Annotated in this window: 8 protein-coding genes; 2 read left to right on the top strand and 6 right to left on the bottom strand. The window is 58.2% G+C overall.

The features are described 5' to 3' along the window. Both VGK48_15275 and VGK48_15270 read right to left on the bottom strand, forming a co-directional pair. Window positions 1-506 (bottom strand): aldehyde dehydrogenase family protein (locus VGK48_15275; protein ID HEY2382536.1); only part of this gene is annotated, 506 nt, incomplete at its 3' end. A 135-nt stretch (window positions 507-641) separates the two neighbouring features. Then, complete coding sequence (locus tag VGK48_15270; GenBank protein ID HEY2382535.1) at window positions 642-2,072, bottom strand: aldehyde dehydrogenase family protein; 1,431 nt, start codon at window positions 2,070-2,072, stop codon at window positions 642-644. Window positions 2,073-2,422: 350 nt separating this feature from the next. On the opposite strand from VGK48_15270, the gene VGK48_15265 reads away from it, so the two are divergent. Both VGK48_15265 and VGK48_15260 read left to right on the top strand, forming a co-directional pair. Next, the gene (locus tag VGK48_15265; GenBank protein HEY2382534.1) at window positions 2,423-5,650 is read left to right on the top strand and encodes a TonB-dependent receptor; all 3,228 of its coding nucleotides are present in this window, start codon (window positions 2,423-2,425) and stop codon (window positions 5,648-5,650) included. A 38-nt stretch (window positions 5,651-5,688) separates the two neighbouring features. After that, complete coding sequence (locus tag VGK48_15260) at window positions 5,689-7,140, top strand: aldehyde dehydrogenase (protein HEY2382533.1); 1,452 nt, start codon at window positions 5,689-5,691, stop codon at window positions 7,138-7,140. A 73-nt stretch (window positions 7,141-7,213) separates the two neighbouring features. Here VGK48_15260 and VGK48_15255 read toward each other — a convergent pair whose 3' ends face one another. From VGK48_15255 to VGK48_15240, 4 genes are all read right to left on the bottom strand, one after another. Further along, window positions 7,214-9,331: an ATP-binding protein gene (locus VGK48_15255; GenBank protein HEY2382532.1), complete on the bottom strand. Its 2,118-nt coding sequence runs from the start codon at window positions 9,329-9,331 to the stop codon at window positions 7,214-7,216. Then, window positions 9,328-9,909: a chemotaxis protein CheB gene (locus VGK48_15250; protein ID HEY2382531.1), complete on the bottom strand. Its 582-nt coding sequence runs from the start codon at window positions 9,907-9,909 to the stop codon at window positions 9,328-9,330. The genes VGK48_15255 and VGK48_15250 overlap by 4 nt, the downstream gene beginning before the upstream one ends. Then, window positions 9,909-10,748 carry a protein-glutamate O-methyltransferase CheR gene (locus tag VGK48_15245; protein ID HEY2382530.1) on the bottom strand — a complete coding sequence of 280 codons (840 nt, stop codon included), beginning with the start codon at window positions 10,746-10,748 and terminating at the stop codon, window positions 9,909-9,911. Before VGK48_15245 ends, VGK48_15250 begins: the two co-directional genes overlap by 1 nt. Window positions 10,749-10,759: 11 nt before the next feature. Next, window positions 10,760-15,991 (bottom strand): HAMP domain-containing protein (locus VGK48_15240; GenBank protein ID HEY2382529.1); only part of this gene is annotated, 5,232 nt, incomplete at its 5' end.

Below are 15,991 nucleotides of genomic sequence, written 5' to 3'. Positions count from 1 at the left end.
AGCAGCGGGAAATTCCACGGAATGATCTGGCCGACAACACCGACGGGCTCATGTTTCGTGTAGGAAAAATAGGGGCCATTGATCGGAATCGTCTTGCCGTGAATCTTGTCGGCCCAGCCGGCATAGTAGCGGTAACAGGCGATGGTCAGCGGCAGGTCCGCGACTTTCGCGACGTGAAACGGTTTGCCGTTGTCGAGGGACTCGAGCTGGGCGAGTTCATCGGCGTGACGCTCGATGAGATCGGCGAGTTTGTTCAGGAGCCTGCCGCGCTCCGAGCCGCTCATTTTCCGCCACGCGCCGGTATCGAACGCACTCCGCGCCGCCTTGACAGCCTTGTCGACGTCGGGAGCATCCGATTCGGCGACCTGCGTGATGATGTCGCCCGTCGCCGGGTTGATGGTCGGAAATGTGCGGCCGGATGCACTGTCGACCCAATTCCCATTGATCAGCAGTCTGGTTGGACCGATTTTGACGCTGGAACCGATTTCACTGGTTGCAATAGACATTCAAAGAGCCTCCTTATCCGAACGAACGCAGGGACCAATATTCTTGAACGACAATGGCAGTTGATGTGATGAAAGTCTATTTCAGCCCGAGGGGGCTGTCTACGGATTTGGCAATGATGCAATGCTCCAATGTTCTTAGAACGGGTAATGCCGCTGACCCTGCTGAATCGTGATCCATTTCAGCTCCGTCATTTCTTCCATGGACCACTGTCCTCCCTCGCGGCTCACTCCGGAGTCTTTGACCCCACCGAACGGGACGTGCGGCTCATCATGAATAGTGGAGCTGTTGATGTGCACCATTCCGGTGTCGAGTCCCATTGCGAATTTCATCGCCAGTTGAAGATCGTTGGTCAGGACCGCGGAGGACAGGCCGTAGCGCGTCTCGTTCGCCAGCTTCAGAGCGTGGTCGGGATTGTCCGCTTTGATGACGCTTGCGACGGGACCGAATAGCTCGTCTGTGAATACTTCCATGCCAGGGACGACGTCGGCAATGACCGTGGGTTGAAAGAAATTGCCTTCATAGGTGCCGCCGGTCAGCACGCGTGCGCCTGCCACAGTCGAAGATTGGATGCGCTTCTGGATGAACCCGCATTGTGAGGAGCGGATGAGCGGGCCGATGACGGTGTGCGGATCGCGCGGATTGCCGACCTTGAGTGTCTTCACCTTGGCCACGAATTTATCCAGGAACTGCTGGTAGATCGGCGCTTCAACGATGATGCGTGAACCCGCCATGCAGATCTGTCCCTGGTGAATGAAGAGTCCGAAGCATGCCGTATCCACGGCATAGGAGATATCCGCATCTTTCAGTACGATCAACGGGCTTTTGCCACCCATCTCGAGCGAAATCTTTTTCCCGTGAGCCGCGCACTGAACTGCAAGCTGGCGGCCGACGGCCGTAGATCCCGTGAATGAAATGAGCTTTACTCTGGGATCTTTTACCAGCACTTCGCCGAGCGTGGGGCCGTCTCCCGGAACCACATTGAGGACACCTGCCGGTAGACCGGCATTCTCGAATATTTCCGCGATCTTGAGGCCGAGCAGCGAGGTTTCTTCCGAAGGCTTCAGAACGAAGGTGTTTCCCGCGGCGAGAGCCATACAGATCTTCTTGGTGCTGAGGATAAGAGGGAAATTGAATGGCGAGATGCCGCCGACGACTCCCAGAGGCCGCCGGATCGCAAAGGACATGAGTCCGGGCACGTCGGAAGGAATGACATGGCCGAAGAGACGCCTGGCCTCGCCGGCCGATGCCCGCAGCATGTTGACTGTGAACGATACTTCGAATTGGGATTTCCCGAAGGTCGAGCCGCCTTCATCGATAAGAATGTCGACAAGCTCCCCGCGCCGGGCTTCGAGAATTTCCGCCGTACGGATCAGGATAATCTCGCGTTCTGACGCTGAGGTATTGCCCCAGCTTTCCTTTGCCGCATCGGCCGCGTCGATGGCGGCGGTCATCGCCTGCGGCGTCGACATGAAAAACTTTGCCACGGGCTTTCCGTTGGCGGGATTGATCGCTGTTGTTGCGTCCTTTTCGTCGAGGACGACGGGCCGTCCATTGATGTATGGCATGGGAATTCTCCTCGAGCCGTAGCTTATTACTTCGGGAGCGGAACAGCATACATTTTAGACGCTCCGGGCTCCTTGCGTAAGTATCTGAGGCGTGGATAAAAAGAAAGGCCCGCAGGTTCCCGGCCTCAAACGAAGTGTGAATGCTATGTCCTACGCCAGCCGTTAAATGCCCAGAACGAATGGTTATGTATACACGACGTAAGACGGTAAAATAGACATACAATATAGGTAGTGCATGAGTAATTGTGTTGTGTATACACGTCGGTCTGCATGGACAACATTGCGCTTGCCACGCCTAAACTGACCGATTGTGGCTTTCATGCTGGCTGGATTTTAAAAAGGGGATCTGTATGCAATTCAATTCGATACGGACAGTTGTGATGTCTTTGTGTCTGGCCGGACTGCTTGCGAGCAGTTCTGCAGCCTCCGCTCAGGTATCCGCGTTCATCTCGGGCGCCGTGAGCGATGCCAGCGGCGGCGCAGTGCCCGGAGCCAAGGTGACGGCGCGGAACATCGAAACCGGGGCCGAGCGGACGGCGATGACCGATGCCGACGGCGTTTACCGCTTTCTTGTGCTTCCCGTCGGCGAATATCAGATCCAGGCCGCAAAGAGCGGCTTCAACCAGGCGATTCGCCAGGGAGTTCACCTGGCGGTCGGACAGCAGGCCGTAGTGGATTTCGCTCTGCAGGTGGGTAACGTTGAGCAGCAGATTCGTGTTACGGCAGAGGCTCCGCTCGTATCAACCACGACGTCGGACGCTTCCGGTCTGGTCGCCGAACAACAGGTCAAAGACCTGCCGTTGAACGGGCGAAGCTACGACGAACTGATGATGCTGAACCCCGGCGTCGTCAACTTCACGTGGGAAAAGACCGGCGGAATAGGCGTTTCGAATTCGACGACCGGCAATATGTTTTCTGTCAACGGGAACCGGCCCCAGCAGAATCTCTTTCTGTTGAATGGTGTGGAGTATTCCGGCGCGGCGGAAAACAACATGCAGCCGGGAGGCGCCAGCCAGCAGTTGCTGGGTGTCGATGCCGTTCGCGAGGTCAGCATTGTCCGCGACACCTACTCCGCCGAATATGGCAAGCATCCCGGCGGCCAGGTGACGATCGTGACGCAATCGGGGTCCAACCAGTGGCATGGTTCCGCTTTTGAATTCCTGCGTAACAACGCGCTCGACGCGCCCAACTTTTTCGACCTCGGTTCGGCGCCGCTTTTTCAACGCAATCAATTCGGCGCCTCCGGCGGCGGACCGCTGCGCAAGGACCGGACCTTTCTGTTCGCCAACTATGAAGGGTATCGCCAGAACCTGCACCAGACGTCGGTTGAACTGGTGCCCGATGCGCAGGCCAGGCTCGATGCCGCGCCCATCGTTCAACAGCTTGGATTGCTGAACCTCTGGCCGGCCGCGCCCGCGAATGCCCCGGATCTGAAAGTCTCCGGCCAGGATGGCGTAGCGGAAGCATTCCTCAGCCCGCAGCAGACCATTCATGAAGACTTTGGAACAGCCCGGCTCGACCACATCTTTTCGCCGAAGGATTCGGCTTCAGCGATTTACACGGTTGACAACAGCGGCAGCGTGACCGCAACTCCGTTCGACGCTTTCTTTACCGACTTGCTTCACCTTCGCGAACAGGTCTTGAGCCTCCAGGAAACGTACGTTTTCTCGCCGAGCCTCATCAATACCGGGCGCCTCGGCTTTTCGCGCGCCCGGTATTTTTTCGCCGGCGAGCCGACGCCGGGAACTCCGGCAGCGGCCATCCCTGGATTTCTCGCCGGGCTCCCGGTCGGCGCAGTCGTCGTGGGCGGAAGCCAGGCTTCGAATCCGCAGGCGCAACTGGGATTGGCGGGAAGCAATAACGGAAGCAATCTGCACATCGCGCGGAATCTCTTTACGTATACCGATCAGCTCTCCGGAACCAACAGCCGCCACCAGTGGACGGCGGGCGCGTGGTTCCAGCGTTTTCAGTCCAATGAAGAGATTGCTCTGAGCCAGTACGGACAGATGACTTTCACCGGCCTCCCCGCATTCCTGACCGGCACCGGTAGCTTTCTGTTCGATCCGTCGCCGGCGCCGCTCGGCTGGCGGTCGCTGTTTGGCGCCTTCTTTGCGGAAGATGTCATCCGCCTGCGTCCGAACCTGACGCTGTCTTTAGGCTTCCGCGATGAATTCAGCAACGGATGGAATGAAGCCCACGGCAGAGCTTCAAACTATGCGTTTACCAATGGCGTGATCTCATCTGAGCCGACAGTCGGAAGCTCATTGTTCACGACCAACCGCGCGGCGTTTCTTCCTCAACCGCGCGTTGCTCTCGCCTGGAGTCCGCTCGGACCCAAGACCGCCATTCGAGCGGGATTCGGTGTGTACAACGATTTACAGGATGCGCTGGGTTATCGTCTGGACCAGAATGCGCCGTTCAACCCGACTTACACCATTGCAGCCGGCAGCATTGCGAACCTGAATCTTCCGTTCAAGCCGAACGCTCCGCCGCCGTCGAATGCGCTTCTGGTGCCCGGCGGCGTACAGCCGGACCTGTACATGCCGACAGTGGAGTCCTGGTCGCTGAAAATGTCGCGGCAGCTTTCGGACAGCACGTCGGTGACGATCGGTTATGTCGGCAGTCACGGTTATCATGAACTCGTCGGCGTGGATGCGAACGCTCCGGCTCCGGTAATCTGTCCGGCGTCCCCATGCCCGGCCACGTTCCCGAACCTGCCGGTGTGGGGCGCGCTTGCCGGCCAGCCGGTGCCTGCCGGGACGTACTTCACGCCCACGGCGACAAAGCCGAACCCTGCAATCGCGAACACCTGGACCTGGTTCTCTGAGGGCGCAAGTTCGTATAACGCCCTTCAATTGGACGTGAATCATCGATTCACCCGGGGGCTCGGAATCCGGGGAGTCTACACCTGGTCGAAGACTCTCGACGACGGGGATTCGTTGAACGCGACGGCGGCGGCAAATGCTCCAGGGCTTATATCGAATCCGTACCATATCAAGTCGGATTGGGGACTGGCCACCTATGATGTCCGGAATCTCGCAGTCATTACCGCGGCCTATGAGATTCCTTTCGCCACCGGAAAGCCGGCGGGCGGCTGGATGCTGAACAGTATCGTCACGGCGCAGTCCGGTTTTCCGTTCACACCCCAGTTGGGATTTAACCCGTCGAATAACGGCGACACGCGTAATCCCGTCCGGCCGTTTGTCAATCCTGCATTCTCGGGCCCTGTCGTTCTGGGGAATCCCAATCAGTGGTTCGATCCGAATGCGTTCATCGCGCCGCCGAATAACAGCGGTTTCTACGGCAACCTTGGAAGAAATACCTTTATCGGCCCGGGGCTTTCCACCTGGGATATGTCGCTTTCGAAAAACACGCGGTTCCACGAGACCCAGAACATCCAGTTCCGGGTCGAGGTATTCAATATGTTGAATCGCGCGAATTTCAACACGCCCAGTCTGATTACGCACGTGTTGCTGCCGGGTTCGACGAACCCGACGCCATCGCCGGCGGCGGGGTTGATCACCGGTACTTCGACAAGTTCACGCCAGATTCAATTCGCGTTGAAGTGGTTGTTCTGATCGGTGTAGATTCAAACAAAACCGATGAGGAAGTCACCGTGAACAACTCCACAATTTCGATCCACGCACCGAACTGCGTGTTCGTGAACGGCGCATGGGCACAGCCCAGCGGAAATCAGGTACTTGAAGTCATTTCTCCCGTTACCGAGGAGACGATCATGACATTCCCTGACGGAACGCCGGCAGATATCGATCGCGCTATAACGAGCGCGCGTGCTGCATTCGACAAAGGGCCGTGGCCCCGCCTGTCTCCGCGGGAGCGCGGCGAGGCGCTGCTTAAGGTTGCGGAGGCCCTCGGCAGGCGGTTGCCGGAGCTGGCGGCAGCGTGGACGGCGCAGGTGGGTGCGCCTATTTCGCTGACTAAATACGCGTCGGCTCAGGCGCCGGGGCTGTTTGAGTTTTATGGAAAGATGATCCAGACCTGGCCGGTAATCGATGAACGCAAGCGCGACGACGGCCGCACCGCTCGTATCGTCAGCGAGCCTGCCGGAGTGGTGGCTGCGATAACGCCCTGGAACGCGCCCATGGTTTTGTTGTGTTACAAGGTCGCTCCCGCACTGGCTGCCGGTTGCACCGTCGTTTCCAAACCGGCTCCGGAAACGCCGATGGATGCCTATCTGCTTGCGGAATGCATCGAAGAAGCCGGTTTGCCGCCCGGTGTATTTAATGTCGTGCCGGCAGGGCGCGAAACTGGCGACTATCTCGTTCGGCATCCGGGAGTGGATAAGGTCAGTTTTACCGGCAGTACGGCGGCGGGCCGTCAGATCATGAAGGCGTGCGCGGAACGCATGGTCCGCTGCAGTCTGGAACTCGGGGGAAAGTCCGCCGCCATCGTGCTTGAAGATGCCGAGATGGGTCAGGTCCTGCAATCATTGGCGCCGTTTTCGATGCCGATTACGGGACAAGTCTGTTTCTCTCTGACACGAGTACTGGTCCCGCGATCCCGCGCGGCGGAGATCCGCGACGCCTACGTTTCCGCAGTCAGCAAACTCAACCTGGGCGATCCCTTCGACGCCGCCACTCATATGGGACCGCTCACCATGAAGCGGCAACTGGCGCGTGTCCAGGGTTACGTCGAAAAAGGCCGCGCTGAAGGCGCTCGCCTGGTGCTCGGCGGCGGACGTCCTCCGGGCTTGACCAAAGGATACTTTTTCGAACCGACCGTTTTTGCCGATGTCGATACGCATATGACTATCGCGCAGGAAGAAATTTTCGGTCCTGTTGTGTCGTTGATCAGTTACGAGGACGTCGATGACGCCGTCGCGAAGGCTAACGACACGATATATGGACTCCACGGCGCGATCTACACTGCAGACGCGGAACGCGGCTATCAGGTGGCGCGCCGAATCCGTTCAGGCAGCGTGACGGTCAATGGCATGATCGTGGACTACAAAATGCCGTTCGGCGGATTCAAGCAATCCGGCATTGGGCGGGAAGGCGGCGTCGAGGGTCTGCAGAACTATTTCGAAACCAAGACCATTTACCTGTGACCCGCTGTAGGTGCGGTCTATGACCGCTCGCATTTCATGAACCCGGTCACAGACCGCGCCTGCAGCCGGTCAACTATGAAGCATTCTGGACGGCGGCGGTTGAGACAGTTTCACGCAAGGGAAAGGTGACCGTGAACGTAGCGCCCCGGCCTTCCCCTTCACTGCTGGCTTCGATCACTCCGCCATGTAATTCGACCAGGTGCCGCGCGATCGAGAGGCCAAGGCCAAGGCCGCTTGCGGTCCGGCTGACCATGGTTTCGGCCTGGCGGAAGCGGTCGAAAACATAGGGCAGGAAACCGGAACTGATGCCTTTGCCTGTGTCGGCGACCGTCAGTCTGGCTTCGGTCGCGGTGTACTCCAATTTCACCCGGACAACTCCTGAAGCCGGTGTGAACTTTATCGCGTTCGATAACAGATTCCAGACGATCTGCTGGAGGCGGTGGTTGTCGCCCGAAATCGTTCCGGCATCTTCCGTCAATTCGGCTTCGACCTGGACTCCCTTCGCTTCCGCCGTCGGCCTGACGGAATCCAGGGCGGCTTCAACGGCTTCAGACAGGCGGACCGCCTGCAGTTCCAGACGGAGCCGTCCGGTGATAATACGCGAGACGTCCAGCATGTCTTCGATGAGTTCGGCCTGGGCTTTCGCGTTGCGCTCGATCGCTTCGAAGGCGCGGGCTGTCGTGACTTCATCCAGCCGCTTGGCCCGCAGGATCTGCGTCCATCCGAGGATGGCGTTCAGCGGTGTCCGCAATTCGTGAGACAGCGTCGCGAGAAACTCATCCTTTGCGCGGTTGGCTTCCTGAGCCTCGCGATACAGCCGCGCATTTTCCAGTGCCAGACTGATCCGGCGCGCAAGATCCTGGGCAAAATTCAGTTCCGTCGACGTGTAGCGCCCCGGTTTCGGCGACGCGAATCCGATCACACCAAGCACAGAATGACGGCCCGGAATCGGCACCACGACCGCGGACCGGAGGCCGAGCTGGAGGAGCGCTTCAAACTTCTCTTCATCCTTAACCGTATTGCGGAGTTCGTCCTCGCTGATGTCGTCAAACAGTTCCGGTGTGCCGGTCTGAAAAACACGTACGACGGGCAGCTTATCGCTCGACAGGTCCTCGGGCCGGATTTCGACCTGCTGAGCGAGGAATTCTTTTTCGGGATCGACGTGAGCGATGAGCGCGGAACTGATCTCCTGGCCTTCGAGCGCCAGGTATACGAAACACCAGTCCGCGAAGGTCGGAATGGCGAGGTGTGAAATGTTGATGAGCGTCCGCTCGTAGTCGAGCGTGGCGGACAGCATCGTGCTTGCTTCCGCAAGAAATGTGGAGCGGCGCTCGGACGCTTCCGCCGCGCCGCGGGCAACTTCCGCGCGGATGAATTGCTCGCGTTGCTGTTCCGCGCGCTTGCGTTCAGTGATGTCGTTGCCTGTGAGAATGAGGTGATTGGCTGTCAGGTGCGTCTTCGACCAGGCGATCAGCCGCGATACGCCGTCTTTGGCAATCCAGTAGTTTTCGGCCTCGTTCATCTCCTGCCACGGTCCGGCAGAAACAAAGAACGATGTCAGGGGACGCCCGGCGGCTTCGTCGCTGGAGTAGCCGAGAATCCGCTCAAAGGCGCGGCTGGCGCGAATAATTTTCTGTTTATCGTCCAGCACGAGGACGATGCTGTCCGCCGTGTCCAGCACGGTGGAGATAAAATCGCGCTCTCCCTGCAGTTCAACATTCAACTTGCGGATCTCGTCATTGCTGCCGGCGAGTTCCGCAACCATCTGCTGGAGAAGTTTGGCCTGGCGTTTGACTTCCTCGCTCTTTTTGTGGAGCTCGACGAATGCCGTAACCTTGGCGCGGAGCACTTCCGGGACAAACGGCTTGGTCAGATAGTCGACGGCGCCCAGAGAGTAACCCTTGAAGACGTGCTGTTCGGCTTTGTTGATCGCTGTGAGAAAGATAATCGGCGTATGGCGCGACTTTTCGCGCTCGCGGACCAGGGCGGCCGTTTCAAAGCCATTCATGATCGGCATGTCGACATCGAGAATGATCAGCGCGAATTCATTGTGCAGAAGAAGCCGCAAAGCGTCGAGTCCCGACTCTACGCGCACCAGGTTCTGCCCCAGGTCGGTGAGCAGCGCCTCCAGCGCTACAAGATTCTCGACGTGGTCATCGACAAGCAAAATGTTGACCCGGTCGTCATTCATACTTCAATTCCTTTTTCCCTCGCGCAGAGCCCGGTAAGAAACGGCCCGATGTCCTGGAGCGGCAAAACCTTATCCACGGCGACAGCGGCAATTGCCGCCTGCGGCATGACATCGCCTTCCGCGGCAAGCGGGTCCTGGACAATCGCGAAACCGCCGTTTTTCTTTATTCTAGCAAGTCCGGCGGTACCATCCTTGCTCATTCCGGTAAGCAGCACTCCGATCAGGTTTTCGCGATACACATCGGCCGCGGACTCGAAAAACACATCGATCGACGGCCGGGCGTGCAGGACCGGCCTGTCCGTTGAAAGGGCAAAATGCCCGTCGTCGATAAGAAGGTGATAATTCGATGGGCAGACATAGACGTGCCCGGTCCGGATTGTTTCCTTATCGTCCACTTCAATGATCGGCAGCTCGCTGTGGCTCGCGAGGAGTGAAGCGAACGCCTCGGAGTCTTCATGGCTCCGATGTTGAACCACGCCTACCGGAAGAGGGAAGTCCCTGGACAGAAACCCCAGGACCGTTCTCAGCGCCTGGAATCCGCCCAGCGACGTTCCGATAGCGATGAACTGCCATGCCATCAGGCGATCCTCCGGTAGAGCTTCGCCGCACTGTCGATCTCCTCGTATGAATATTCGTGCGGGCTGAACTTCATCGTCTCTTTTGCCCCGAGGCCGAGGACGCCGAACGTCACGAGGCTGTCGTGCAAAAGATGATGCACATGCGCCTGCAGTTCGCTGTTGAAGTAAATCATCACGTTTCGGCAGAGGATCACGTGAAACTCATTAAATGACGCATCCGAGGCGAGGTTGTGCTGAGCGAAAACCACATTCTCGCGAAGCGACGATTTCAGGATCACGCGGTCGTATGCGGCGGTGTAGTAATCGGAAAAAGACTGCGTTCCCCCCGCCTTGATGTAGTTGTTCGTATACGTCTGCATCAGTTCGACCGGATAGATGCCGTCCTTTGCTTTCTTCAGCACGGCGTCATTGATATCCGTTGCGTAGATCCGGCAGCGCTCGTAGATCCCTTCCTCTTGAAGCAGAATCGCCAGTGAATAAACCTCCTCGCCCATCGACACGCCGGCAAGCCAGATGCGGATGAAGGGATATGTTTTCAGAAGAGGAACGACTTCCTGCCGGAATACACGGTAAAAGTGCGGGTCCCGGAACATCGCGCTGACGTTGACGGAAAGCGAGTAGAGGAACCGTTCGAGCCACGCCCGGTCGTGCAGTATCCGGTCCTGCAGAAGCGAGATGCTTGCGACATCCTCGCTGCGCAGGAAGTTCCAGACCCGCCGCCTCAGAGAAGACAAGGCATAGTTCCGGAAATCGAACCCGTAATGCCGGTAGATACCTTCCAGCAGTAGAGCGAGTTCGATCTCTTCGACGGACTGAGACTGTTGCGGTAAGGCCGACATAGTTCTCCGCGTTACTTAAATAACCACACTCTCAATAAAGACAGTAACTGTTCGCTGTCCGCCGGTTTGGTGATGTAATCCGAAGCGCCGGCTTCGATGCATTTCTCGCGATCGCCTTTCATGGCTTTGGCCGTCAGTGCTATCAGCGGAGTCTGCCGGAATTCGTGCATGTCGCGGATTTGCCGCATCGCCTCATAGCCGTCCATTTCGGGCATCATGATGTCGACGAGCGCGACGTCGATGCCGGCAATGCTCTTCAGCATTTCGATGCCATCTTTGCCGTTCTCCGCGTAGAGCACCTGCATGTCATATCGTTCAAGCAGGCTGGTGAGGGCAAAGATGTTGCGCATGTCGTCGTCGATGATCAGTACTTTCTTCCCGGCGAGCACCGGGTCCTTCTTGCGCAACTGCTCGAGCATCTGGCGCTTGGGTTCCGGCAGGTTTTCTTCGACGCGATGCAGGAATAAGGCAGTCTCGTCCAGCAGTCGCTCGAGCGAACGGACGTCTTTGACGATGATGGTTTCCGCCAAACGCCTCAATTCCGTCTCTTCCTTCGCGCTGAGATCTTTGCCTGTATATATGATAATCGGCACGTTTCCGATTTCGCTCTTGATTCGTTCCATCAGATCGAAGCCGTTCATATCCGGCAGGCCGAGATCGAGCACGACGCAGTCATAGCGCTTGTTGCGAAGCTGCGACATGGCCTCTTCGGCCGTGCCGACGGCGATCGTTTCCACATCGCCGTCGCCGATCAACTCGATGATGCTCTGCTGCGCGACCTTGTCGTCTTCGACCACGAGCAGACTCTTGACTCCCCGCTGCACGAAGTTCTCGATGTTGCTCAATGCGTCTCGCAGCTGTTCGGGCGTTGCCGGTTTGTTTTCAAAGGCCATCGCTCCCATTTTCAGGCCGCGTTGTTTTTCATCGGCGACTGAAATGATGTGAACCGGAATGTGGCGCGTCGACTTCGTGTGCTTCAGGCGGTCGAGCACGCTCCAGCCGTCCATGCCCGGCAGTTCGATGTCGAGAGTGATGGCGCTCGGCGTGTACTGCCGCGCCAGAGCGAGGCCGGCATCGCCGCGCATCGCTGCCAGGACTTTGAAGCCCCGCTCGCGAGCCATTTCCATCATGATCTTCGCAAAGTTGAGGTCGTCTTCAATGATCAGAAGCGTCTTGTCTCCCGTCTCGATATTGCCGCGGTCATCGTCAACGACGTTCTCCATGACGAATGGTTCGGGAATAACCTCTTTCTGAACCGAAACCATGGCTTCGATATGAGAACTCGTATGCGGCCGGCGGTTCTTGGTATCGGGCGTGTAGGAAACGGGCAGGAAGAGCGTGAAGGTACTGCCCTCACCGACCACGCTGTCGAGCTGGATCTCGCCGCCGAGCAGCGTTGCAATCTCACGGCTGATCGAGAGACCGAGGCCGGTTCCGCCGTAACGGCGGGTAATGGTGCCGTCGGCCTGCTGGAACGGCTCGAAGATGATATTGCGCTTGTCCAGCGCGATACCGATTCCGGTGTCTTTGACGGAGAAGGCGACCACCGCTTCGGCACTGGAGAGAACTTTGTTTTCAGGATTCCAGCCCGACTGTGCCGGAGTCATGTTGATCGAGACCCGTCCGCGCTCGGTGAACTTGAAGGCATTCGACAGCAGGTTCTTCAACACCTGCTGCAGCCTCCGCTGATCCGTGTAGACGCCTTGACCGATCGCCGTATCCACGTTGACCTTGAATTCGAGGCCTCGGTCATGGGCGACCTGGCGGAACGTCCGCTCGACGTAGTCCGCCATGTCGTTGAAGACGACGCGCCCGACTTCGACCTCCATCATTCCGGACTCGATCTTGGAAAGGTCGAGAATTTCGTTGATCAGTTCCAGCAGGTCCGAGCCGGATGAGAAAATCGTTCTCGCAAACTCGCGCTGCTTGTCGGTGAGATTGTCTTCGCCTTCCGCCAGCAGTTTGGCCAGGATGAGCATGCTGTTCAGCGGCGTGCGAAGCTCATGCGACATGTTCGCCAGGAACTCGGACTTGTACTTGGATGTCAGCGCCAGCTGTTCCGCTTTTTCCTGCAGAGCGCGGCTGGCGCGTTCGATTTCCTGGTTCTTGCGTTCGACCTCCAGGTTCTGTTTGGCGAGCAGGTTTGCTTTCTCCTCCAGCTCTTCGTTGGTCTGCTGGAGCTCGTCCTGCTGTTGCCGCAGCCGTTCTTCCGATTCCTGCAGCGTCTTGGCTTGCTCCTGCAGGCGGCGGTTGGTTTCCGTCAATTCCGCCTGCCGGGTCTGCAATTCGGTGGCGAGCGTCTGCGACTGCTTGAGCAGTTCTTCCGTTCTCATCGTCGCGGTGATCGTGTTCAACACGATACCGATCGATTCGGTGAGCTGATCGAAAAAGGTCAGATGGATGTCGCTGAACCGGTGGAACGAGGCGAGCTCGATAACAGCCTTGATCTGTCCTTCGAACAACACCGGCAGGACGACAATGTTCAGCGGCGGAGCTTCACCCAATCCGGAATTGATATGGATGTAATTCGACGGAACGTCGGTCAGCAAAATGCGTTCTTTCTCGAACGCGCACTGTCCGACCAGGCCTTCACCCGCTTTGAACCGGTTCGCGATGGTCTTCCGCTCGCGATAGGCATAGCTGGCCAGAAGCTTCATGTCCGCTTCGCCCTGCTCCGGTCCTTCATTGAGGTAGAACACGCCGTGCTGCATCGAAACCAGTGGAGCGAGTTCGGAGAGAATCAGTTTGGATACGGCGAGCAGGTCGCGTTGTCCCTGCAGGAGCCGGGTGAACTTGGCAAGGTTGGTTTTCAACCAGTCCTGCGCGGTGTTCTTTTCCGTGGTTTCGCGCAGGTTGCGGATCATTTCATTGATGTTGTCCTTGAGAGCCGCAACTTCGCCGGCCGCATCGACAGCGATTGACCGGGACAGGTCGCCCTTCGTTACGGCAGTCGCCACTTCGGCGATCGCGCGGACCTGCGTGGTGAGGGCCGCAGCCATGCGGTTCACGTTATCGGTCAGATCGCGCCAGGTTCCTGCAGCGCCGGGCACCGAAGCCTGGCCGCCGAGTTTTCCCTCGATACCGACTTCGCGCGCCACTGTGGTGACCTGATCGGCGAAGGTGGCCAGCGTATCGATCATGTTGTTGATGGTTTCGGCCAGTTCTTCGATTTCGCCTTTCGCTTCGAGGACGAGTTTGCGCTTCAGGTTGCCGTTCGCGACGGCGGTCACGACCTTTGCAATGCCGCGCACCTGGTTCGTCAGGTTCGATGCCATCAGATTGACGTTGTCGGTCAGGTCCTTCCATGTGCCGGCCACACCTTTGACTTCCGCCTGGCCGCCGAGCTTTCCTTCGGTGCCGACTTCGCGGGCGACGCGGGTCACCTCCGACGCGAAGGAGGACAGTTGATCCACCATCGTGTTGATGGTGTTCTTGAGTTCGAGGATCTCGCCGCGGACGTCCACCGTGATTTTCTTCGAGAGGTCGCCTGTTGCCACGGCGGTCGTCACCGCCGCGATGTTACGGACCTGAGCCGTGAGGTTCGACGCCATCGAGTTGACGTTGTCGGTTAAGTCCTTCCATGTGCCGGCCACGCCGCGTACATCCGCCTGGCCGCCGAGCTTTCCTTCGGTACCGACTTCGCGGGCGACGCGCGTGACTTCCGAAGCGAAGGAGGACAGCTGATCCACCATCGTGTTGATGGTGTTCTTGAGTTCGAGAATTTCGCCGCGGACGTCGACCGTAATCTTTTTGGAGAGATCACCGCGGGCCACAGCCGTTGTCACTTCGGCGATGTTACGGACCTGGTTGGTGAGGTTCGAAGCCATGAAGTTGACGTTGTCGGTGAGATCTTTCCAGGTGCCGCCGACGCCTCGCACCTGGGCCTGGCCGCCGAGCTTTCCTTCGGTACCGACTTCGCGGGCGACGCGGGTGACTTCGGAAGCGAAGGAATTCAGCTGATCCACCATGGTGTTGATGGTGTTCTTGAGCTCGAGGATTTCTCCCTTCACATCCACCGTGATCTTCTTCGACAGGTCTCCGTTGGCTACCGCCGTCGTGACTTCGGCGATGTTACGGACCTGGTTGGTGAGGTTGTTCGCCATGAAGTTGACGTTGTCGGTGAGATCTTTCCAGGTTCCAGCTACGCCCTTGACCTGGGCCTGGCCGCCGAGCTTCCCTTCGGTGCCGACTTCGCGGGCGACGCGGGTGACCTCCGATGCAAAGGAGGACAGCTGGTCGACCATGGTGTTGATGGTGTTCTTCAGCTCGAGCACTTCGCCGCGGACGTCGACCGTGATCTTTTTGGTCAGATCGCCGCGGGCCACAGCCGTCGTCACTTCAGCGATGTTACGCACCTGGGTGGTGAGGTTCGACGCCATGAAGTTGACGTTGTCGGTCAGGTCCTTCCATGTACCGCCAACACCTTTTACCAATGCCTGGCCGCCGAGCTTTCCTTCGGTACCGACTTCACGCGCGACGCGCGTCACTTCGGAGGCGAAGGAGGACAGCTGATCGACCATGGTGTTGATGGTGTTCTTCAGTTCGAGGATTTCGCCGCGGACGTCGACCGTGATCTTCTTCGAGAGATCGCCGCGGGCCACAGCGGTGGTCACTTCGGCGATGTTACGGACCTGGTTGGTGAGGTTCGACGCCATCGAATTGACGTTGTCGGTCAGATCCTTCCACGTGCCGGCCACCCCGCGCACATCGGCCTGGCCGCCGAGCTTTCCTTGGGTACCGACTTCGCGGGCGACGCGGGTGACTTCCGAAGCGAAGGAGGAGAGCTGGTCCACCATTGTATTGATGGTGTTCTTCAGTTCGAGCACTTCGCCGCGGACGTCAACGGTGATCTTCTTGGAGAGGTCGCCGTTGGCCACGGCCGTGGTGACTTCGGCAATATTGCGGACCTGCATGGTGAGGTTGTTCGCCATGAAGTTGACGTTGTCGGTGAGATCTTTCCAGGTTCCGCCGACGCCTTTCACGATCGCCTGACCGCCGAGCTTTCCTTCGGTACCGACTTCGCGCGCCACGCGGGTGACTTCCGATGCAAACGACGTGAGCTGATCCACCATGGTGTTGATGGTGTTCTTGAGCTCGAGAATTTCGCCGCGGACGTCGACCGTAATTTTCTTCGTGAGATCGCCATTTGCGACGGCTGTGGTGACTTCGGCGATGTTACGTACCTGGGTGGTCAGATTGTTCGCCATGAAGTTGACGTTGTCGGTGAGATCTTTCCAGGTTCC

The organism is Terriglobia bacterium (genome assembly GCA_036496425.1).
Taxonomy (GTDB): Bacteria; Acidobacteriota; Terriglobia; order 20CM-2-55-15; family 20CM-2-55-15; genus 20CM-2-55-15.
The sequence above is the reverse complement of the archived record's forward strand: the minus strand, read 5'-3'. Positions and strand labels throughout refer to the sequence as shown.

Coding starts and splice junctions, on each gene's coding strand:
- VGK48_15270 (HEY2382535.1), bottom strand. CDS start 2,072: ATGCCATACATCAATGGACGGCCCGTCGTCCTCGACGAAAAGGACGCA.
- VGK48_15265 (HEY2382534.1), top strand. CDS start 2,423: ATGCAATTCAATTCGATACGGACAGTTGTGATGTCTTTGTGTCTGGCC.
- VGK48_15255 (HEY2382532.1), bottom strand. CDS start 9,331: ATGAATGACGACCGGGTCAACATTTTGCTTGTCGATGACCACGTCGAG.
- VGK48_15250 (HEY2382531.1), bottom strand. CDS start 9,909: ATGGCATGGCAGTTCATCGCTATCGGAACGTCGCTGGGCGGATTCCAG.
- VGK48_15245 (HEY2382530.1), bottom strand. CDS start 10,748: ATGTCGGCCTTACCGCAACAGTCTCAGTCCGTCGAAGAGATCGAACTC.